At 72.6% G+C, this 18,410-nt stretch carries 19 protein-coding genes and 1 tRNA gene; 11 read left to right on the top strand and 9 right to left on the bottom strand.

All coding sequences use genetic code 11. The features are described 5' to 3' along the window. Positions 1-10: 10 nt before the first annotated feature. Entirely contained in the window at positions 11-1,822 is a 1,812-nt protein-coding gene (locus IF89_RS0109650; protein WP_030764115.1) for a prolyl oligopeptidase family serine peptidase, read from the bottom strand. Positions 1,823-1,994: 172 nt separating this feature from the next. Between IF89_RS0109650 and codA the strand changes: the two genes are divergently transcribed. The 4 genes from codA to IF89_RS0109630 are packed head-to-tail and all read left to right on the top strand — an operon-like array spanning position 1,995 to position 4,770. After that, positions 1,995-3,296 carry a cytosine deaminase gene (gene codA / locus IF89_RS0109645; protein WP_063831270.1) on the top strand — a complete coding sequence of 434 codons (1,302 nt, stop codon included), beginning with the start codon at positions 1,995-1,997 and terminating at the stop codon, positions 3,294-3,296. Positions 3,297-3,302: 6 nt separating this feature from the next. Continuing rightward, positions 3,303-3,887 carry an HD domain-containing protein gene (locus IF89_RS0109640; protein ID WP_030764110.1) on the top strand — a complete coding sequence of 195 codons (585 nt, stop codon included), beginning with the start codon at positions 3,303-3,305 and terminating at the stop codon, positions 3,885-3,887. Between the two features lie 59 nt (positions 3,888-3,946). Continuing rightward, positions 3,947-4,444, top strand: a complete 498-nt coding sequence (locus IF89_RS0109635; RefSeq protein ID WP_199820485.1) for a DUF5956 family protein — start codon at positions 3,947-3,949, stop codon at positions 4,442-4,444. Between the two features lie 47 nt (positions 4,445-4,491). Beyond that, entirely contained in the window at positions 4,492-4,770 is a 279-nt protein-coding gene (locus IF89_RS0109630; RefSeq protein ID WP_030764107.1) for a hypothetical protein, read from the top strand. On the opposite strand, the gene IF89_RS0109625 is transcribed toward IF89_RS0109630, so the two are convergent. The 3 genes from IF89_RS0109625 to IF89_RS0109615 all read right to left on the bottom strand — a co-directional run bounded on the left by IF89_RS0109625 (position 4,764) and on the right by IF89_RS0109615 (position 7,721). Further along, a complete protein-coding gene (locus tag IF89_RS0109625) occupies positions 4,764-6,518 on the bottom strand; it encodes a sigma factor-like helix-turn-helix DNA-binding protein (protein ID WP_158717831.1) in 1,755 nt (584 codons plus the stop codon). The genes IF89_RS0109630 and IF89_RS0109625 overlap by 7 nt on opposite strands. Positions 6,519-6,608: 90 nt before the next feature. Continuing rightward, positions 6,609-6,682: transfer RNA gene (locus tag IF89_RS0109620), tRNA-Pro, on the bottom strand. A gap of 100 nt (positions 6,683-6,782) precedes the next feature. Continuing rightward, positions 6,783-7,721, bottom strand: a complete 939-nt coding sequence (locus tag IF89_RS0109615) for a metallophosphoesterase (protein ID WP_030764102.1) — start codon at positions 7,719-7,721, stop codon at positions 6,783-6,785. A gap of 67 nt (positions 7,722-7,788) precedes the next feature. On the opposite strand from IF89_RS0109615, the gene IF89_RS0109610 reads away from it, so the two are divergent. Then, positions 7,789-8,250 (top strand): GatB/YqeY domain-containing protein, encoded by a 462-nt coding sequence (locus IF89_RS0109610; RefSeq protein ID WP_030764100.1) that lies wholly within the window; start codon positions 7,789-7,791, stop codon positions 8,248-8,250. A gap of 69 nt (positions 8,251-8,319) precedes the next feature. Here the strand turns inward: IF89_RS0109610 and IF89_RS0109605 are convergent, their stop codons facing one another. Further along, entirely contained in the window at positions 8,320-10,590 is a 2,271-nt protein-coding gene (locus IF89_RS0109605; protein ID WP_030764097.1) for a transglycosylase domain-containing protein, read from the bottom strand. 385 nt (positions 10,591-10,975) lie between these two features. Between IF89_RS0109605 and IF89_RS0109600 the strand changes: the two genes are divergently transcribed. Next, on the top strand, positions 10,976-11,326 hold the full coding sequence (locus tag IF89_RS0109600) for a WhiB family transcriptional regulator (RefSeq protein ID WP_030648100.1): 351 nt from the start codon (positions 10,976-10,978) through the stop codon (positions 11,324-11,326). 29 nt (positions 11,327-11,355) lie between these two features. Here IF89_RS0109600 and IF89_RS0109595 read toward each other — a convergent pair whose 3' ends face one another. Further along, positions 11,356-12,588 carry an ArsA family ATPase gene (locus IF89_RS0109595; RefSeq protein WP_030764094.1) on the bottom strand — a complete coding sequence of 411 codons (1,233 nt, stop codon included), beginning with the start codon at positions 12,586-12,588 and terminating at the stop codon, positions 11,356-11,358. 71 nt (positions 12,589-12,659) lie between these two features. Then, positions 12,660-13,640, bottom strand: coding sequence for an ArsA family ATPase (locus IF89_RS0109590; RefSeq protein WP_030764091.1), 981 nt, complete (start codon positions 13,638-13,640; stop codon positions 12,660-12,662). Positions 13,641-13,712: 72 nt separating this feature from the next. Here IF89_RS0109590 and IF89_RS44510 point away from each other — a divergent pair, with 72 nt between their 5' ends. From IF89_RS44510 to IF89_RS0109565, 5 genes are all read left to right on the top strand, one after another. Then, positions 13,713-13,874: a DUF4177 domain-containing protein gene (locus tag IF89_RS44510; protein WP_007264966.1), complete on the top strand. Its 162-nt coding sequence runs from the start codon at positions 13,713-13,715 to the stop codon at positions 13,872-13,874. Continuing rightward, a complete protein-coding gene (locus IF89_RS0109580; RefSeq protein WP_030764089.1) occupies positions 13,871-14,344 on the top strand; it encodes a RidA family protein in 474 nt (157 codons plus the stop codon). The genes IF89_RS44510 and IF89_RS0109580 overlap by 4 nt, the downstream gene beginning before the upstream one ends. Positions 14,345-14,500: 156 nt before the next feature. Next, a complete protein-coding gene (locus IF89_RS0109575) occupies positions 14,501-15,409 on the top strand; it encodes an NUDIX hydrolase (protein WP_030764087.1) in 909 nt (302 codons plus the stop codon). After that, complete coding sequence (locus IF89_RS0109570; RefSeq protein ID WP_030764085.1) at positions 15,406-16,251, top strand: MBL fold metallo-hydrolase; 846 nt, start codon at positions 15,406-15,408, stop codon at positions 16,249-16,251. Before IF89_RS0109575 ends, IF89_RS0109570 begins: the two co-directional genes overlap by 4 nt. Continuing rightward, on the top strand, positions 16,248-16,562 hold the full coding sequence (locus IF89_RS0109565) for a ribosomal protein L7/L12 (protein WP_030764082.1): 315 nt from the start codon (positions 16,248-16,250) through the stop codon (positions 16,560-16,562). The genes IF89_RS0109570 and IF89_RS0109565 overlap by 4 nt, the downstream gene beginning before the upstream one ends. On the opposite strand, the gene IF89_RS0109560 is transcribed toward IF89_RS0109565, so the two are convergent. Beyond that, positions 16,531-17,370 carry a nucleotidyltransferase domain-containing protein gene (locus tag IF89_RS0109560; protein ID WP_051806918.1) on the bottom strand — a complete coding sequence of 280 codons (840 nt, stop codon included), beginning with the start codon at positions 17,368-17,370 and terminating at the stop codon, positions 16,531-16,533. The genes IF89_RS0109565 and IF89_RS0109560 overlap by 32 nt on opposite strands. 144 nt (positions 17,371-17,514) lie before the next feature. Next, positions 17,515-18,189 carry a Crp/Fnr family transcriptional regulator gene (locus IF89_RS0109555; RefSeq protein ID WP_003981529.1) on the bottom strand — a complete coding sequence of 225 codons (675 nt, stop codon included), beginning with the start codon at positions 18,187-18,189 and terminating at the stop codon, positions 17,515-17,517. Positions 18,190-18,410 lie beyond the last annotated feature (221 nt).

Below are 18,410 nucleotides of genomic sequence, written 5' to 3'. Positions count from 1 at the left end.
CCACCGGTCCTCAGGGTCGGGCGGGCAGGTGCTTGAGCGTGAACTCCAGCTCCATCCGGACCTGCTTGATCCGCTCCTCCACCACCAGCGAACCGTGCCCCGCGTCGTACCGGTACACCTCGTGCACCGCCCCGCGCGCGGCGAGCCGGTCCACGTAGTTGTCGATCTGCCGGATCGGGCAGCGCGGATCGTTGACGCCGGCCGCGATGTACACCGGGGCCGTCACCCGGTCCACGTACGTCAGCGGCGATGATGCCTCGAACCGGTCCGGGACCTCCTCCGGCGTACCGCCGAAGAGCGTGCGGTCCAGTGCCTTCAGCGCCTCCATCTCGTCGTGGTAGGCCGTCACGTAGTCCGCGACCGGTACGGCGGCCAGTCCCACGGCCCAGGTGTCGGGCTGCGTGCCCAGGCCCAGCAGCGCCAGGTAGCCGCCCCAGGAACCGCCCGACAGGACCAGGCGCGCCGGGTCCGCGAGGCCGGACGAGACCGCCCAGGCACGGACCGCCTCGATGTCCTCCAGCTCGATCAGGCCGACCCGGTGCTTGAGGGCGTCCGTCCAGGCGCGGCCGTAGCCCGTCGAGCCCCGGTAGTTGACCCGGACCACCGCGAAGCCGTGGTCGAGCCAGGCCGCCGGGCCCGCGGCGAAGGCGTCGCTGTCGTGCCAGGCAGGGCCGCCGTGGATCTCGAAGACCGTCGGGAAGGGGCCCTCGCCGTGGCCCGCCGGCCGCTGCACGAGCGCGTGGATCCGGCCGCCCGGTCCCTCCACCCAGGCGTCCTCCACCGGCAGCGAGCCCGGGGGCCGCAGGCCCGGCGGATCCAGGACGACGCCGCCCGCGGTGGACCGTACCGCCGAGGGCTCGGCGGCCGAGGACCACAGGTACTCCACCGTCCCGTCGGGCCGCGCGGTGGCGTCCGTCACCGACCCGGGCGGCGTGGCCACCCGGACGAGCTCCTCCGCGGCCAGGTCGTAGCGCCACAGCTCGCTGCGCGCCTCGAAGCTGTGCACGAGCAGCAGCGCGGACCCGTCCGGATACCACTCGGCGGCGACGTCGCCCGGCAGGTCGATCGCCAGCTCCTGCTCCGCCCCGGTGGCCACGTCCCACACCAGCGGCTCCCAGCGGCCGCGCCGCTGGTGGCCGATCAGCAGCCGCGTGTCACCGGCGACCGGCGCGAAGCCGAGCACCTCCAGGCCCAGCTCCCGCGTGCCGCCCGCCGAGTCGTCCAGCTCGGCGACGGTGGTCCCGTCGAGGGTGAGGACGCGCAGGGCGGAGTGCATCGCGTCGCCGTGCTCGGTGTGCTCGACGGCCACGAGGGTGCCGTCGCGGGACAGGTCGCCGACACCGGCGGACTCCCGGTGCCGGTAGATCACGGTGGGCGCCGATCCGTCCGGGCGGACCACGTGGACGGTCGAGCCCTCCTCGTCCGTGCAGCGCCCCACCACGGTGGTGCCGTCCCGCCCGATGGCCAGCCCCGCCGGGTACGAGGGCTCCAGGCCGGGGGTGGCCGGCTCGTCCGGACCGCCCGCGAAGGGCTGGCGCACCCAGGTGCCGAACTCGTCGCCGTCGGTGTCGGAGAACCACCAGATCCACTCGCCGTCGGGGGAGAGGGTGCCGTCGGTCGTCCCGTTGGGCCGGTCGGTGGCCTGCCGCTGCACGCCGGTGGCGCGGTCCCAGGCGTAGATCTCGAAGGTGCCGGTCGCGTTGGAGACGAAGAGGGAACGGTCCGGGGCGTCCTCCGCCCAGTCGGGCAACCCTACGCGCGGCGCCCGGAACCGCTTCTCCCAGTCGGGCATCTCGGGGATGGTCTCGCTGTCGCTGGTCATGCGCCCATTGTTGCCGCAGCGGCGTCCGGGATGCCGACTGCTCCGAACGGGCGCACCCCGGGCGCGTCCTGCGAGGAGGAACGCCCGGCAGGCAGCGGAAGGCCCGGGCCGAGCGCGGCTGAGCGGCGCCGTCCGCACCGCGGCCGCGCTCCGCAGTCCTTACGCTGGCGCCATGCGGATGATCGTCCGGGGCGCCCGGCTGCTCGACACACCAGGCCTGTCCGACGTCGAGGTCGGGGAGGACGGCCGCATCGCGCGGGTGCTCCCCCACGACGACCAGAAGGAACCGCCGGCCACCGGCCTCCTCGTCGAGGCGCACGGCGGCCTGCTCAGCGCACCCTTCGTCGAGCCCCACATCCACCTCGACACGGCGCTGACCGCCGGGGAGCCTCGCCCCAACGCCTCCGGCACCCTGTGGGAGGGCATCGCCTGCTGGAGCGAACGCAAACGCGCCCTCACCCGCGAGGACGTCGTCGCGCGCGCCACCGAAGTGCTGCGCTGGCAGGCCGCCCACGGCGTCCTGCACGTCCGGACGCACTGCGACGTCACCGATCCGTCGCTGACCGCGCTCGACGCGCTGCTGGAGGTCCGCGACCGGGTCCGGGACATCATGACCCTGCAGATCGTCGCCTTCCCCCAGGAGGGCATCGTCTCCTTCCCCGACGGGGAGGCCCTGCTGCGCGAGGCCGTCGCGCGCGGAGCGGACGTCGTCGGCGCCATCCCGCACTTCGAGGACACCCGCGAGGACGGCGTCGCCTCGCTGCACACCGCCTTCGCCGTCGCCGAGGAACACGGACTGCGCGTGGACGCCCACTGCGACGAGATCGACGACGAACAGTCCCGATTCGTGGAGGTCCTGGCCACCCTCGCGCTGCGCTCCGGCCTGCGCGGGCGCGCCACCGCCTCCCACACCACGGCCATGGGCTCCTACAACGGCGCCTACAGCTTCAAACTCCAGCGGCTCCTGTCCCGTTCGGGCATCAACCTGGTCGCCAACCCCTTCGCCAACCTCAACCTCCAGGGCCGCTTCGACACCTACCCCAAGCGGCGCGGCCTCACCCAGGTCGGGGAGATGCTGGCGGCCGGGGTCAACGTGGCCTTCGGACACGACGACGTGATGGACCCGTGGAACGCCCTCGGCACCGCCGCCCCCCTCCAGACGGCCCTCGTCGGCCTGTACGCCGCCCAGCTCACGGGTGCCGCCGACATCCCGGTCGCCTTCTCGATGGTGACGGACCGTGCGGCGCGGGTCCTCGGCCTCGGCGCCGACGAGTACGGCATCACCGCGGGCGCCCCCGCCTCCTTCGTCCTGCTGCCGGCGCCCTCGCCCGAGGAGGCGATCCGCCGCCAGGTGCGCCCCCGCTACGTCGTCTCGCGCGGCTCCGTCCTCGCCGAGACCCCGCCCGCGCCGACCCGGCTGTCCTGGCCCGGTGAACCCCCGTCGGACGTCGACTTCACCCGCCGCCTACGCTGACGTGCCATGACGTGGACGCTTGACACCCCTTCAGCCCGGGCCGCCCTGGAGATCGCGTCGGAGTACGCGGACACGGCGCTCCTGAACCACTCCGTGCGCTCCTACGCCTTCGGGGCGCGGTACGCGGCCGACCACGGCCTGGCGTACGACGAGGAACTCTTCTACGTGGCGGCCCTCCTGCACGACCTGGGCCTGACCGCGCCGTTCGACAGCCACACCCTGCCCTTCGAGGAGGCGGGCGGCCACGTGGCGCGCGTCCTGACGGCGGGCCTGGGCTGGCCGGCGGACCGCCGGGCCCGCGCCGAGGAGATCATCGTCCTGCACATGCGGGACGACGTCGGCGCGGCCGAGGACGCGGAGAGCCACCTCCTCCAGGTGGGCACGAGCGCCGACGTCTCCGGTCTGCGCGTCACCGAGTTCGACCCGGCCTTCACCGCCCGCCTCCTCGCCGCCCACCCCCGGGTCGGCTTCGGGCCCGCCTTCACCGCACTCGTCGAGGACCAGGCGCGGCGCAAGCCCGACTGCGCGGCGGCCGCCTACGTCGCGGGGGGCGCGGCCGCCCGCATCGCGGCCAACCCCCTGGACGCGTGACGGGGGCGGGCGCGGCGCCGGTCCCGGGGATCCGCCACCGCTTCGGATAGCGTGCCCGCATGTCGTGGGACGAGGACGGAACACCGCACCCGCTCGCACAGCGCCGCACCGGGCGCAGCGAACTGGAGTCGGACCGGCTGCCCGAGATGCGGGAGCTGGAGGTGCTCGGCTGGGAGCCGGCCCCCGAGGAGCTGCGCTGGGTCTTCCTCCCGTACGTCTGGCCGCCCGATGCCCGGACCTGGATCCCCGACCGCTCCACCCACTGGGCGGTGGACACCTCACTCGACGGCCACGGGCACGTCACCGGCGTGGAGTGCGTCCCGCTGCCCGAGGCGGACCTGCGCGACCTGGACCGGGAGGCCGACGAGGCCCTCGCGGCCCTCGGCCTCCCGCCCCGGCCCAGGGGCCGCCTGTGGCTGCTCCGCCCCATCGGTCCCTTCCCCACCGTCGCCGCGGTCCTCGACCACCTCGACGCGGTCCTGACCGGGACGGCGCGCACCCCGGCCCTCCCGGCCCTGGCCCGCACGGCCCTCGCCGCACTCCGGGAGAGCTCCTAGGCCGCCGTGGCTACCCTGGAGGTCGAGCAGCGGCGGGAGGCGGTCCCATGAGGCGGCGGCATCACTTCCACATCGACCACGCGGGGCACTCGGTCAGCGCCACCGTCCAGACCGGCCGCACCGCGGTCCTGGAGGTCCTGGTCGACGGCAAGGAGACCGGGCACGCCACGACGCATCACGACCACCCGGTGACCGTCCGCGTCGAGCTGCCGACGGACCCCCCGACGGAGGTCTCCGTCCGCGCCACCCCGGGCCCCGGCATCCCCCGCTGCGTCTTCGAGGCCCCGGCCGCGGAACCGCAGATCATGTCGCCCCGCCCCTACTGACGGCGCCGATCCCCTGCGCCAGGATCCGGGGGAGCGGAGCCGGGGGCGCCCCGGCGCAGGCGGTACGGGCGGGTCGACCACGACCAGCCGCGGCGCAGGACCAGGGCGGACATGGTCAGGGCGTCGATGTCCAGGTCGCCCAGGGCCGCGCGCACCTGGGGCCAGGTCAGTTCACCGCGCTGCTCCAGCGCTGCGGTGAGCACGGCTTCCACGCGCGGGTCGACGGGCCGGCCCTTCAGCAGGCGGAGCGTGCGGTTCCCGTCGGTGGCGAGGAGCCCCCAGCCCCGCTCGCGGCAGAGTGCCTCGACGGCCCGGTACTTGGCGACGTTGACCGCCGTCGCCATCTCGTAGAGGGGCTTCACCTCGACGAGGACGCACCGTCCGTCGACCGTGGCCACGAGGAGGTCGGGGTAGTAGGTGCGCTGCCGCCCGGAGAACCAGTACCCGACCGCCAGCGGCTGCTCCTGGTAGTAGGCGACCTGCGGGGCGAAGCTGAGCAACTGGATCGCCCGGAGCTCCGTGTCCGACTCGTACGCCACGTCCCGGCCCAGCTTCGGACAGTGCCACGTCCCGAAGTCTCCCCTGCCGCCCTTCTCCCTCAGCCCTTCCAGCTCCGTCCGGGCCGGCGCCGGCTCGGCCCTGCCGAACCACTTCACGTCGGCGGTCAGTGCCTCCCAGCGCCGCTCGGCGCGGTCGACGCGCTCCTGACGTGCCGTTTCGCGGCGGGCGGCCTCGTGGCGCAGCAGTCGCACGGAGGCCGCCTCGGCGGCGAGGTTCTCCGCGCGCACCTTGTCGGCGCCGGCCATCCGGGCCAGCATCGTGGCGGCCTGCCGCACCGCCACCGAGGGGATCAACGCGTCGGCCAGGTCGAGCAGGCGTTCCGCCGGCGGCGGCCCCGCGTCCGACGGCCCCCCGCCCACGCCGCTCAGTTCCGCCAGTACCGTGCGGACCTTGCGCGAGGCCGGTCCGCCGGAGCGGCCCATCCGGCGCAGGGCGCGGGTCTGCAACTGCCGTACGCGCTCCCGGGACACCCCCAGGACCTCGGCGATCTTCTCCAGCGTGTCGGCCGGCCGGCCGTGCAGGCCGAGGCGCCGGGAGAGGATCTCCCGGTCCCGTTCCTCGCCGATCTCGCCGACCGCGGCGGCGAGCAACTCACGCAGTACCAGCAGCAGGTCCGCATCCTGCCGGGCCACGCGGTCCCAGTCGGCCGTCAGTGCCGCCGCGCCCGGACAAGCGCATTCCAGCAGCCAGTCGTCCAGCAGGAGTCGGGCGCCGGACTGCCACAGCGCGCCGGCGGTGGCGCGCCGCACGTCGGGGTCCACCGCCGCCAGATCGTGCACCACCGCGCGAGCGAGGAAGACCTCCCGGCGCTCGGGCCTAAGGACGTGCCCCGTCGCCCGCTCCCAATCGGCCAGCACCTCGGCGACTTCCGCCGCGCTCCGCTTCCCGGCCGGGCCGGAGGAGGCCTGCTCGCGGCCCACCCGGTCGTCCCGTTCGCGCAGCCGCCGCTCGTCCGCGACGCTCTGCCACGCGTAGGCGGGGTCGATCGCCAACCTGGCCCGTAACCACTCCAGCGGCTCCTCGCCGGCCGCTTCGGGAACGCCCCGGGCCAGGCGCGCCCGGACGGCACCGGGAGAACGCCCGTGCCGGTCGGCCAGCCCCTGCAGCGAGATTCCCTCCCGCACCCCGTCGAGGAGCCGGGCGTCCTCCGCCTCGCTCCATGCCCGACCGTGCCGCGACTCGGGCACCCGCTCCCGCACCTGCTCCCCCCGATCCCCCGGACGCAGAGAGAGCCGGCACAGATTGCTCTGTACCGGCTCTCACCTGGTCTTACTCTGTCGGGGTGGCGGGATTTGAACCCACGACCTCTTCGTCCCGAACGAAGCGCGCTGCCAAGCTGCGCTACACCCCGATCGTCGCCCTGAAGTGTTGCTGTCCTGGCGACATCGATTACTTTAGCGGACCTCTCGCCGGAGACGAAATCCGGTTTTCGCGGAGCGGGCGGGCGGTCGCTACGCCTTCGGGGTGAGCGTCAGCAGCGTCGCTTCCGGCGGGCACGCGAAGCGGACCGGCGTGAAGCGGTTGGTGCCGCAGCCGGCGGAGACGTGCAGGTAGGAGCGGTGGCCCGCCGCCTCGTGCGTGGAGAGCCCCTTCACCCGCCCCGTGTCGAGGTCGCAGTTGGTGACCAGAGCCCCGTAGAAGGGGATGCACAGCTGCCCGCCGTGGGTGTGGCCCGCGAGGATCAGCGGGTACCGGTCGGCGGTGAAGGACTCCAGCACGCGCAGGTACGGGGCGTGCACCACGGCGAGCGAGAAGTCCGCGTCCGGCTCCGGGCCGCCGGCGACGGCCTCGTAGCGGTCCCGCTTGATGTGCGGGTCGTCGAGTCCGGTGAAGGCCAGTTCCAGGCCTTCGAGCTTCATCCGGGCCCGGGTGTTCGTGAGGTTCAGCCAGCCTGCCGCGTCGAAGGCGTCCCGCATCTCCTCCCACGGGTTGTGCACGGCGCCGACGACCGGCTTGTTGCCGTTCAGGCCGTGCCGGCCCTGGACCTTCTCGACCAGGTAGCGCGCGGGGTTGCGCAGCCGCGGCCCGTAGTAGTCGTTCGACCCGAAGACGTACACGCCGGGGAAGGACATGAGCGGGCCGAGCGCGTCGAGGACCTCGGGGACGCCCTCGGTGTCGGAGAGGTTGTCGCCGGTGTTCACGACGAAGTCGGGGCGCAGACCGGCCAGCGACTGCAGCCAGGCGCGCTTCTTGCGCTGCCCGCCGACCATGTGGATGTCCGAGACCTGGAGCACGCGCAGCGGGCGCATACCCCGGGGAAGCACCGGAACCGTCACCCGGCGCAGTCGGAAGGACCGCGCCTCGAAACCGGCGGCATAGGCCACACCCGCGGCCCCCACCGCAGCGATTCCGGCAGCCGCTTTCAGGGGTACTCCGTAACGCGCACGCATGGACCCATCGTCGCAGACCGGAAAACGGGTGGGCGCCACCGTCCCCGCACCTGGCACACTCACCTGCATGACCACGCTCAAGGCCAAGCTCCAGGAAGACCTCACGACCGCCATCAAGGCGCGCGACGAGCTGCACTCGTCCACGCTCCGCCTGACCCTCGCCGCCATCACCAAGGAGGAGGTCGCGGGCAAGGAGGCCCGTGTGCTCTCCGACGAGGAGGTCCTCAAGGTGATCGCCAAGGAGGCGAAGAAGCGCCGCGAGGCCGCGGACGCCTTCACGCAGGGCGGTCGTCCCGAGCAGGCCGCGCGCGAGGCCGCCGAGGGCGAGTTCCTGGACACCTACCTGCCCAGGCAGCTCTCCGACGAGGAGCTGGCCGGGATCGTGGCGGAGGCCGTCGAGGAGGCCCGGTCGGCGGGTGCCGAGGGGCCGCGGGCGATGGGTGCCGTCATGAAGATCGTGACGCCGAAGGTCGCCGGGCTGGCGGAGGGCGGGCGGGTCGCCGCCGCCGTGAAGAAGGCGCTCTCGTAGGACGCGGGCAGTGCAAGGGGGAGGGCCCCGGCCGGATGCGGCCGGGGCCCTCCCCCGTCTTCCACGCCGCTACTGGGCGTCCCGGCCGCCGATCAGGGTGCCGGGGTCGATCGTGATGCCCGGGAAGGGGTTGTCCGGTTCTCCGGCGCCGCCGCCCGTGGCGCCGCCGCCGGTCTGGCCGCCGGGCCGCCCGCCGGGCTTGCCGTCACCGCCGGGCTTGGGGCGGTTGGGGCTGGTCGACGGCTTGTTGCCGCGGGAGCCGCCGGCAGGGACGTTCGGCTCGGCGATGTGGACGGTGGCGAAGCGCAGGGCCTCACGGCCGGACAGCGCGCCCGTGATCGCGTCCTTCCAGATCGGGCCGGGCAGACCGCCGCCGAAGACCTTGTCGTAGGACCTGCCGCCGATCACGATGTTCTCCATCGTGATCTTCTTCGCGCCGCCCGAGCCGACCCACACGGCGCCGGAGACGTTCGGGGTGTAGCCCACGAACCAGGCGTTGTAGCGGGAGTCCGTCGTACCGGTCTTGCCGGCGCTGTCGCGGTCGGTCAGGCCGGCCCGCTCACCGGTGCCGGAGTCGACCACGCCGCTCAGCAGGGTGTTGATGGTGTCGGCGGTGTTCTGTGACATCGCCCGCTCGCACTTGCTCTTGGGTACCGCGAGGGCCTTCCCGTGCGCGTCGGTGATCGACTCGATGGCGACCGGGGTGCAGTAGACGCCGCGGTTGGCGAAGGCCGCGTACGCGTTGGCCATCGTCAGCGGGGACATCTCCTCCGAGCCGAGCGCGATGGCGGGGCCGTCGGCCAGCTTCGCGCCGCTCGCCGGGACCACGCCGAGCTTGGCCGCCATCTCCGACACCGGGCACAGCCCGATCTCGCCGATCATCTCGACGAAGTAGGTGTTGATGGACTTCTCCATCGCCGTGCGCAGCGCGTACGGGCCGATCTCGTCCTCGGTCTCGTTCTCCGCTTCTTCCTTGCGGGTGTTGACGTACTGCGAGCCGTCGCAGCGGGGGATCGGGCTCGGGTAGTCGAGCTTGTTCGGGGCCTGGTAGACCTTGGTCGGCGGCATGCCCCGCTCCAGGGCGGCGGCGGCGATGAACGGCTTGAAGGTCGAGCCGACCTGGAAGCCGAAGTTCGAGCCGCCCATCCGCTTGTCCACGGAGTAGTTGATCTGCGTCTCGTTCTTGCCGAAGCCGTACGGCTTGGACTGGCCCATCGCCAGCACCCGTCCGGTGCCCGGCTGGACCATGGTCACAGCCGTCGCGATGGAGTCCTCCTGGTAGACGTGGTCCTTGATGGACTCGTTGGCCGCGTCCTGCGACTGCGGGTCCAGGGTGGTGCGCACGGTGAGGCCGCCCTGGTTCCAGACCTTCGCCCGCTCCTCGCGCGTCTTGCCGAAGACCGGGTCGGTCAGGAAGGAGTTGCGCACGTAGTCGCAGAAGAAGCCCGCGCCCTTGACCGCCGTGATGCAGCCGTTCCGGGGACGGGTGACCTTCAGGGTGACCGGCTTGGCCTTCGCCGCGTCGGCCTCGGCCTGCGAGACGTCCTTGGTGTCGGCCATCCGCTGGAGCACGATGTTGCGGCGCTTCATCGCCTCTTGGGCGTCGTTCACCGGGTCGTAGCGGCTCGGCGACTGCACGACGCCCGCCAGCAGCGCGGATTCCTCCAGGGTCAGGTCCTTGGCCGGCTTGCTGAAGTAGCGCTGGGCGGCGGATTCGATGCCGTAGGCCTGCTGGCCGAAGTACGTGATGTTGAGGTAGTTCTCGAGGATCTTCTTCTTCCCGAGTTCCTCCTCGACCTGGATCGAGTACTTCAGCTCGCGGATCTTGCGGCCGAGGCTCTTCTCCTGCGCCTCGCGCACCTTGGTCTCGTCGTCGCCGGCCTCCTCGACGAAGACGTTCTTCACGTACTGCTGGGTCAGCGTGGAGGCGCCCTGCGCCGCCCCGCCCTCCTGCGCGTTGCGGTTGACCGCGCGCAGGATGCCCTTGAGGTCGACCGCGCCGTGCTCGTAGAAACGCGAGTCCTCGATGGCGACGATCGCCTTCTGCATGTACGGGGAGATCGATGTGAGGGGGACCACCTGCCGGTCGCGCGAATAGACGGTGGCGATCAAGCCACCCTCGGCGTCCAGAATCGTGGTCCGCTGGCTCAGCGGCGGGGTCTTGAGATTGGCCGGGATCTCGTCGAATCCCTCGACCGTGCCCTTGGCGGCCAGTCCCAGGGCGCCTGCAGCCGGAATCGCCATGCCCGCCAGCACGACTCCGGAGAGAACCGACACCCCGAGGAACTTGGCGGCCTGCTGGCTCCCCGTGAGCCCGCCGCCCGAGCGCTTCTTTCCCATGGAGGGCAGCCTACGTTCTGATTCGCCGGACACGCGCGAATGCCTTGGCCTAAGCTGGCCCCAACTGTCACAGCACTCCGGTGCGACATCAACCCCTCGGCTTGATTTTCACCCTTCCCGAATGGGGTGGACTGATGTCCGAATCTCGCTGCCCCGGTGAACTGGATCCGCCGATTGCACCCGAATCGTCGGAATGGTCGGGCATGTCGCCGGATCACTCCGTCGGGTGATCTGCCGCTTACCCATAGTCCGTTCGGACCATTCAAGATTGGGCCCGTCGGGGGTGTTGCACTGTGCCCGCCTTCCGTAACGTCCTCAACTGGCAGCGGTGAATATGCCGCTACCGCCGTGGGGGAGCCTCGATTCGGGAGAGGACGGCGCCGGGATGGGCTGGGTTACCGACTGGAGTGCGCAGGCAGCCTGCCGCACTACCGATCCGGATGAACTGTTCGTTCAAGGAGCGGCACAGAACAGGGCCAAGGCGGTGTGCACCGGGTGTCCGGTGCGGACCGAGTGCCTGGCCGACGCGCTCGACAATCGCGTCGAGTTCGGCGTGTGGGGCGGAATGACCGAGCGGGAACGACGTGCGCTGCTGCGCCGGCGTCCCACCGTCACCTCGTGGCGACGGCTGCTCGAAACCGCCCGCACGGAGTACGAGCGCAGCACGGGCATCCTCACCATGGATGCAGACGCGGAGATCGACGTTCCGTACGAGACGTACGCGGCAGCCGGGTAGAACACGCGGCCGCCACCCCGTACGAACGCCTACGCTCCGGCCGGCACCCCGGCCGCGAGTCGTTCTCCGATGGCCCGCAGCCCGGCGAGGTCGTGCACATCGCCGGGCAGGGCGGCCACTTCGGCCACCGCCACCTCCGGGTGGAGTGAAGTGAAGCGGTCACGCGTGCGCTGCTCACGCGCGATCACCTGCATCCGTTCGGCGTGCAGGCGCAGCAGTCCTGCCGTGATCCGGTCGACGGCCGTGGTGTCGTCATCGGCGCCGGGGGGTTCGGCGGCCGTGTCACGAAGTCCAGCTTTCCCGGACTCCTGATCGACAATGCCGCCTTCTTCAAGATTCTCTGCGGCGGCCAACGCCCGTTCGGCGGACAGCTGGTCGGCGCCGCTGTCGTGGACCCGGTTGAGCACCAGACCGGCCAGCGGCATGCGCTCCGCGGCCAGCCGCTCCACGAAGTACGCCGCCTCGCGCAGGGCGTCCGGTTCGGGCGCCGCGACCACGAGGAAGGCCGTACCGGGTGCCTGGAGCAGCCGGAAGGTCGCGTCGGCCCGCGTGCGGAAGCCGCCGAACATGGTGTCCATCGCCGCCACGAAGGTCTGGACGTCCTTCAGCAGCGACGCGCCCATCAGCTTGCTGAGGGTGCCGGTCATCATCGACATGCCGACGTTCAGGAACTTCATGCCGGCCCGGCCGCCTACCTTCGCCGGTGCCATCAGCACCCGGATGAACTTCCCGTCCAGGAAGGACCCCAGGCGCTTCGGGGCGTCCAGGAAGTCCAGCGCCGACCGGCTCGGCGGCGTGTCCACGATGATCAGGTCCCAGTCGTCCCGCGCCCGCAGCTGACCCAGCTTCTCCATCGCCATGTACTCCTGCGTGCCCGCAAAGCCGGCCGACAGGGACTGGTAGAAGGGGTTCGCGAGGATGGCGCCGGCCCGCTCGGCGTCGGCGTGTGCTTCGACGATCTCGTCGAAGGTGCGCTTCATGTCCAGCATCATCGCGTGCAGTTCGCCGCCGCCCTCCCCGGCGGTCCCGACCCTGCGCGGGGTGTTGTCCAGCGAGTCGATCCCCATCGACTGCGCGAGCCGCCGCGCCGGGTCGATGGTCAGCACGACCGCCTTCCGCCCCCGGGCGGCAGCCCGTACGCCGAGGGCCGCGGCCGTGGTGGTCTTGCCCACGCCACCGGCACCGCAGCACACGATGATCCGGGTCTCCCGGTCGTCGAGCAGCCGGTCGACCGCCAGTCGCGGCGGAGTCTCCAGGCCCATCGCGTCCCCTCCCTCGCGTCCCGTACGTTCCGTGTGCCCCGCTCGCCCGTCGCGTCCCGCCAGTGCCCCGCTCATTCGGCCACCGACTGCTTCCGGAGTTCCTTGGCCAGCTCGTACAGCCCGGCCACATCCACCCCCGCCCCGAGCAGGGGCAGTTCGTACGTCGGCAGGTCCAGGCCTGCCAGTACGGCGCGCTGCGCACGCTCCAGCTCCACCCGCCCCGCGTGCTCGGCGGCCTGCGCGAGCAGCGGTTCGACCAGCCGCTCCGCCACTCCGCCGCGGCGCGCACCGCCCAGGCCCGCCCGGGACAGCGCCTTAGCGACCCCGGCCCGGTGGTCCTCGGCCGCGGTGCGCAGGGTGTCCTCGTCGAGGTGGTGCGGGCGGACCATGTTGACGACGACCCGGCCGACCGGCAGGCCGGCCCCGCGCAGCTCCTCGATGCCGTCCGCGGTCTCCTGAACGGGCATCTCCTCCAGAAGGGTGACCAGGTGCACCGCCGTCTCGGGGGACTTGAGCACCTTCATGACGGCCTGCGCCTGGTGGTGGATCGGCCCGAACCGGGCCAGGCCCGCCACCTCGTCGTTGACGTTCAGGAACCGGGTGATCCGCCCGGTCGGCGGCGCGTCCATGATCACGTGGTCGTAGACGTACCGCCCCGCCTTGTCCTTGCGGCGCACCGCCTCGCACGCCTTGCCGGTCAGCAGCACGTCGCGCAGGCCGGGGGCGATGGTCGTCGCGAAGTCGATGGCGCCGAGCTTCTTGAGGGCGCGGCCGGCCGAGCCGAGTTTGTAGAACATCTGGAGGTAGTCCAGCAGCGCCCGTTCGGCGTCGATGGCGAGTGCGAACACCTCGCCCCCGCCCGGTGCGACCGCGATCTTCCGCTCCTCGTAGGGGAGCGCCTCGGCGCCGAAGAGCTGCGCGAGCCCCTGCCTTCCCTCGACCTCCACGAGAAGTGTCCGTCTGCCCTCGCGCGCGAGGGCAAGCGCGAGTGCCGCGGCGACCGTGGTCTTGCCGGTGCCGCCCTTGCCGCTGACCACCTGGAGCCTGCTCACACCGCCCGAGCCTAACCACTCGGGTCCCGGGGCGCGCATGAGCCCCGCATCTCAGGCACTACCCTCGCTCCCATGACCAAGAAGTTCGAATACGCGACGGTCCCCCTGCTGGTCCACGCCACCAAGCAGATCCTGGACACCTGGGGCGAGGACGGCTGGGAGCTCGTCCAGGTCGTGCCCGGCCCGAACAACCCCGAGCAGCTGGTGGCCTACCTCAAGCGGGAAAAGGCATGAGCGGCGCCGTAGAGGCGAAGCTGACCGAGCTCGGCCTGACCCTGCCCGAGGTCGTCCCGCCGCTGGCCGCCTACCAGCCGGCCGTGCGGTCGGGCGCCTACGTCTACACCGCGGGCCAGCTCCCGATGGTCAAGGGCAGCATGCCGGTCACCGGCAAGGTCGGTGCCGAGGTCTCGCCGGAGCAGGCCAAGGAACTGGCCGCCACCTGCGCGCTGAACGCCCTGGCCGCCGTGAAGTCGGTCGTCGGCGACCTCGACCGGATCGAGCGTGTCGTGAAGGTCGTCGGCTTCGTCGCCTCGGCCCCGGACTTCACGGGCCAGCCGGGCGTGCTGAACGGTGCGAGCGAGCTGCTGGGCGCCGTCCTCGGTGAGAAGGGCGTGCACGCGCGCAGCGCGGTCGGCGTGGCGGTCCTGCCGCTCGACGCGCCGGTGGAGGTCGAGATCCAGGTGGAACTGACCCCCGACGCCTGAACGCGTGGGGCGTGTCCCGGGGAGCCGCACGCCCCCGGGCTCGCCCCGGCCCCGTCCGGCTCCCCGGCGCTCGCCCCGTCCGGCCCTGCGGCGCCGCGGGGGGTGCCGGGGAGGGAGACCCTCGAACATCGGGGCGGATGGCCGTAGCATCCGCCCATGCCGAATGGTCAGCAGCAGCCCCCCGCCGGGGGCCAGTGGTACCCGCCCGAATGGCCCGACCGCATCCGCGCGCTCGCGGACGGTTCGCTCACCCCGGTGCCACCGCGGCTCGCCGCCACCGTGATGCTCCTGCGCGACACCCCGGACGGGCCCGTCGTCCACATGCTGCGCAGGCGGACCTCCATGGCCTTCGCCGGCGGCGCGTACGCCTATCCGGGCGGCGGGGTCGACCCCCGCGACGAGGAGCACCACGTCGGCTGGGCCGGCCCGGCCCGGGCGGAGTGGGCGGCCCGGCTCGGAACCGATGCCCGCACCGCCCAGGCCATCGTGTGCGGTGCCGTACGGGAGACCTTCGAGGAGGCGGGCGTCCTGCTCGCCGGCCCCACCCCGGACACGGTCGTCGGCGACACCACCGGGGACGACTGGGAGGCGGACCGGCAGGCCCTCGTGGCGCGGGAGCTGTCCTTCGCGGACTTCCTGCGCCGCCGCGGGCTGTGGCTGCGCTCCGACCTGCTGGGGGCGTGGGCGCGCTGGATCACCCCGGAGTTCGAGCCGCGCCGCTACGACACGTGGTTCTTCGTCGCAGCCCTCCCGGAGGGGCAGCGCACCCGCAACGCCTCCACCGAGGCCGACCGGACCGTCTGGATCCGCCCGGCCGACGCGGCCGACGGCTACGACAAGGGCGAGCTGCTGATGATGCCGCCCACCATCTCCACCCTGCGCTCCCTGGAGCCCTACGGGAGCGCCGCGGACGCGCTCACCGCGGCCTCGACCCAGGACCTCGCCCCGGTGCTGGCCCGGGCCGCGCTGGAGGACGGCGAGGTGGTGCTGAGCTGGCCGGGCCACGACGAGTTCACCAAGCGCGTCCGCCTCGGGCGCCCCCAGGACCCCGGAGGTCCCGCATGAGCGACGCCGCAGCACTGCCGGGGCAGCCCCGCGGAGTGGTCACCTCCGGGCCGGCGACCGCCCGCGCGGTCAACATCCTGGCCCCCAACGCCTCCGCGATGACCCTGGACGGCACCAACACCTGGCTGCTGTCCGAGCCCGACTCCGACCTCGCCGTCGTCATCGACCCGGGCCCGCTGGACGAGGCGCACCTGAGGGCGGTCGTCGCCACCGCCGAGCAGGCGGGCAAGCGGGTCGCGCTCACCCTGCTCACCCACGGCCACCCCGACCACGCGGAGGGCGCCGGCCGCTTCGCCGAGCTGACCGGTACGAAGGTCCGCGCACTGGACCCGGCCCTGCGCCTCGGCGACGAGGGCCTGGCCGCCGGAGACGTGATCCGGACCGGCGGGCTGGAGCTGCGCGTCGTCCCGACGCCCGGGCACACCAGTGACTCGCTCTGCTTCCACCTGCCGGCCGACCGGGCCGTGTTGACGGGCGACACCATCCTCGGCCGCGGCACCACGGTGGTCGCACACCCCGACGGCCGCCTCGGCGACTACCTGGACTCCCTGCGCCGCCTGCGCTCGCTCACCGTCGACGACGGGGTCCACACGGTCCTGCCGGGGCACGGGCCGGTACTGGACGACGCCCAGGGCGCCGTCGAGTACTACCTCGCCCACCGGGCGCACCGGCTGGCGCAGGTCGAGACGGCCGTCGAGAACGGCTTCACCACCGCCGAGGCGGTCGTCGCCCACGTGTACGCGGATGTGGACCGCTCCCTGTGGCCGGCGGCGGAATGGTCCGTACGGGCTCAGCTCGAGTACCTTCAAGATCACGGACTGATTCCCGGAGGGCCCGAATGAACACGATGTTCCTGCTGGTGGTGTTGCTGGGCACGGCCGGATGGATCACCTCGACGGTGTCGTTGCGCGTGAAGAGCCTGCAGCTGCAGGCGGACCGGGCCGAGCGCCGCCTGGCGCTGGTGCTGGACCACCTGGGCATCGAGGAGCCGGAGCCGGCGGGCTTGGACGAGGTGCGCGCCCTGATCCGGGAGGACCGGACGATCGCGGCGATCAAGGCCTACCGCCGCATCACCGGCGCGGGGCTGGCGGAGGCGAAGCGGGCCGTCGAGGACCTGGCCGTCACCGTGCAGAAGGCCGCTCCTCGGGCGTAGTCCTCGCCGGGCGGGGCGACTTCGTCCCGTGGCGCGCCGTGTACTCGTCCGCAAGCCACGGCCCCAGGTCCTCGACGTAAATGCGCGGCACGGCCGGGTCCTCGACCGGGTCCAGGGCCACGGCGGCCGCGGCCCGCATCTGGGCGGCGCGCTCCGGGTAGTAGAAGCCGAACACCTCCGCCGCCTCGGTCGGATCGCTGGTCCAGCCGCCCCATCGCGGCATCACCAGCGTGAATCCGGTACGGACCAGGCGTCGTGCGAAGAGCCGGCTCAGCCTCCGGTACTCCTCCGGGGCGGAGGCCTCCCGCAGCTCCGCACGCCACCGGGGCAGCAGGGCGGCGAGGTCGCCGTTGGTCTCACGGGCGAGCAGGCTGTCCGGGCGGTAGCGGGGCAGGTGCTCGGCCAGGTCGGCGCCGAGCAGCGGCGTACACAGGCAGGCGAGGAACCAGCCCAGGTCGAATCGTTCCTCCTCGCTCAGCACGGTGTCCTTGTCGTGGAGCAGGAGGTCGACCCCATCGATTTGCGCGAAGTCCTCGTCGATGCCCCGGGCCAGCACCTCGGCGGTGTCCCGGTCCTCGTCCGAGGGCGTGCGGTGCAGGACGAGCAGCAGATCGAGGTCGGAGCGCCCCGGGCGGGCCGTCCCGCGCGGCACGGAGCCGTACAGGTAGGCGCTGTGCAGCCGCCGCCCGTACGCCTCGGCCGTCCGCTCGCGCGCGGCGGCCACGACGTCCCGGAACTCTCCCTGCACCCGGCCGAGGGAGCCTTCCCGTTCGAAGTACCCGTGTGCGTCCAGACCCCTGCGCTCCATGCTTCCACTGTGCACGGATCGGCCCCGTGGGCGTACGAGGCGCGGGGGGCCGCCTCCCGGCGCCCACGGGCGCGCACGGCCCCGGACACGCGGAGAGGCCCTGCCCGGTGCGGGCAGGACCTCTCCGTAGGACTGCTGAGGGTGTCAGCGGGAGCGCTTGGCGAGGCGCTCCACGTCCAGCAGGATCACGGCACGCGCCTCCAGGCGCAGCCAGCCGCGGCCCGCGAAGTCGGCCAGGGCCTTGTTCACGGTCTCGCGGGAGGCGCCGACGAGCTGGGCGAGCTCCTCCTGCGTGAGGTCGTGCACCACGTGGATGCCCTCCTCCGACTGCACGCCGAAGCGGCGCGACAGGTCGAGGAGCGCCCGGGCCACGCGGCCGGGAACGTCGGAGAAGACCAGGTCGGACATCTGGTCGTTGGTCTTGCGCAGGCGGCGGGCGACGGCGCGTAGCAGCGCGGTCGCGACCTCGGGCCGGGCGTTGAGCCAGGGCTGGAGGTCACCGTGACCGAGGCCGAGGAGCTTGACCTCGGTCAGCGCGGTGGCGGTGGCGGTACGCGGGCCGGGGTCGAAGAGCGAGAGCTCGCCGATCAGCTCGCCGGGGCCGAGGACGGCCAGCATGTTCTCGCGACCGTCGGGGGAGGTGCGGTGCAGCTTCACCTTGCCCTCGGTCACGACATACAGCCGGTCGCCGGGGTCGCCCTCGTGGAACAGGGCGTCACCGCGTGCGAGGGTCACCTCGCCCATGGAGGCGCGGAGCTCCGCGGCCTGCTCGTCATCGAGCGCCGCGAAGAGCGGGGCGCGCCGCAGAACGTCGTCCACGAGTCTCTCTCCTATGTCGACCAGCTCAGGGGACCGTGCTCCCCATTTTGCCGGACGGCTCAAACAGTGCGATCAATCACAAGGATGCCGGACGGACGGGCGTGCTGTGCGGCGAGAGGCCAATCGGAGTGGTGTTACCTGAGGTCCGGGCGGGTGTCAGCGCCCGGCCTTAGGCTGGCCGGGTGTCCAATAAGCCGGTGAGAGCACAGGCCAAGGGGTCC

This window comes from Streptomyces sp. NRRL F-2664, from assembly GCF_000719345.1.
Lineage (GTDB): Bacteria > Actinomycetota > Actinomycetes > Streptomycetales > Streptomycetaceae > Streptomyces.
The sequence above is the reverse complement of the archived record's forward strand: the minus strand, read 5'-3'. Positions and strand labels throughout refer to the sequence as shown.

Bases quoted from the DNA above. Each gene is read 5' to 3' on its own strand.
- IF89_RS0109595 (WP_030764094.1), bottom strand. From the start codon at position 12,588: ATGGGCCTGGAGACTCCGCCGCGACTGGCGGTCGACCGGCTGCTCGAC.
- IF89_RS0109570 (WP_030764085.1), top strand. From the start codon at position 15,406: ATGAGCGACGCCGCAGCACTGCCGGGGCAGCCCCGCGGAGTGGTCACC.
- IF89_RS0109610 (WP_030764100.1), top strand. From the start codon at position 7,789: ATGACCACGCTCAAGGCCAAGCTCCAGGAAGACCTCACGACCGCCATC.
- IF89_RS0109615 (WP_030764102.1), bottom strand. From the start codon at position 7,721: ATGCGTGCGCGTTACGGAGTACCCCTGAAAGCGGCTGCCGGAATCGCT.
- IF89_RS0109650 (WP_030764115.1), bottom strand. From the start codon at position 1,822: ATGACCAGCGACAGCGAGACCATCCCCGAGATGCCCGACTGGGAGAAG.
- IF89_RS0109600 (WP_030648100.1), top strand. From the start codon at position 10,976: ATGGGCTGGGTTACCGACTGGAGTGCGCAGGCAGCCTGCCGCACTACC.
- IF89_RS0109635 (WP_199820485.1), top strand. From the start codon at position 3,947: ATGTCGTGGGACGAGGACGGAACACCGCACCCGCTCGCACAGCGCCGC.
- IF89_RS0109640 (WP_030764110.1), top strand. From the start codon at position 3,303: ATGACGTGGACGCTTGACACCCCTTCAGCCCGGGCCGCCCTGGAGATC.
- codA (WP_063831270.1), top strand. From the start codon at position 1,995: ATGCGGATGATCGTCCGGGGCGCCCGGCTGCTCGACACACCAGGCCTG.
- IF89_RS0109565 (WP_030764082.1), top strand. From the start codon at position 16,248: ATGAACACGATGTTCCTGCTGGTGGTGTTGCTGGGCACGGCCGGATGG.
- IF89_RS0109575 (WP_030764087.1), top strand. From the start codon at position 14,501: ATGCCGAATGGTCAGCAGCAGCCCCCCGCCGGGGGCCAGTGGTACCCG.
- IF89_RS0109580 (WP_030764089.1), top strand. From the start codon at position 13,871: ATGAGCGGCGCCGTAGAGGCGAAGCTGACCGAGCTCGGCCTGACCCTG.
- IF89_RS44510 (WP_007264966.1), top strand. From the start codon at position 13,713: ATGACCAAGAAGTTCGAATACGCGACGGTCCCCCTGCTGGTCCACGCC.
- IF89_RS0109630 (WP_030764107.1), top strand. From the start codon at position 4,492: ATGAGGCGGCGGCATCACTTCCACATCGACCACGCGGGGCACTCGGTC.
- IF89_RS0109560 (WP_051806918.1), bottom strand. From the start codon at position 17,370: ATGGAGCGCAGGGGTCTGGACGCACACGGGTACTTCGAACGGGAAGGC.
- IF89_RS0109605 (WP_030764097.1), bottom strand. From the start codon at position 10,590: ATGGGAAAGAAGCGCTCGGGCGGCGGGCTCACGGGGAGCCAGCAGGCC.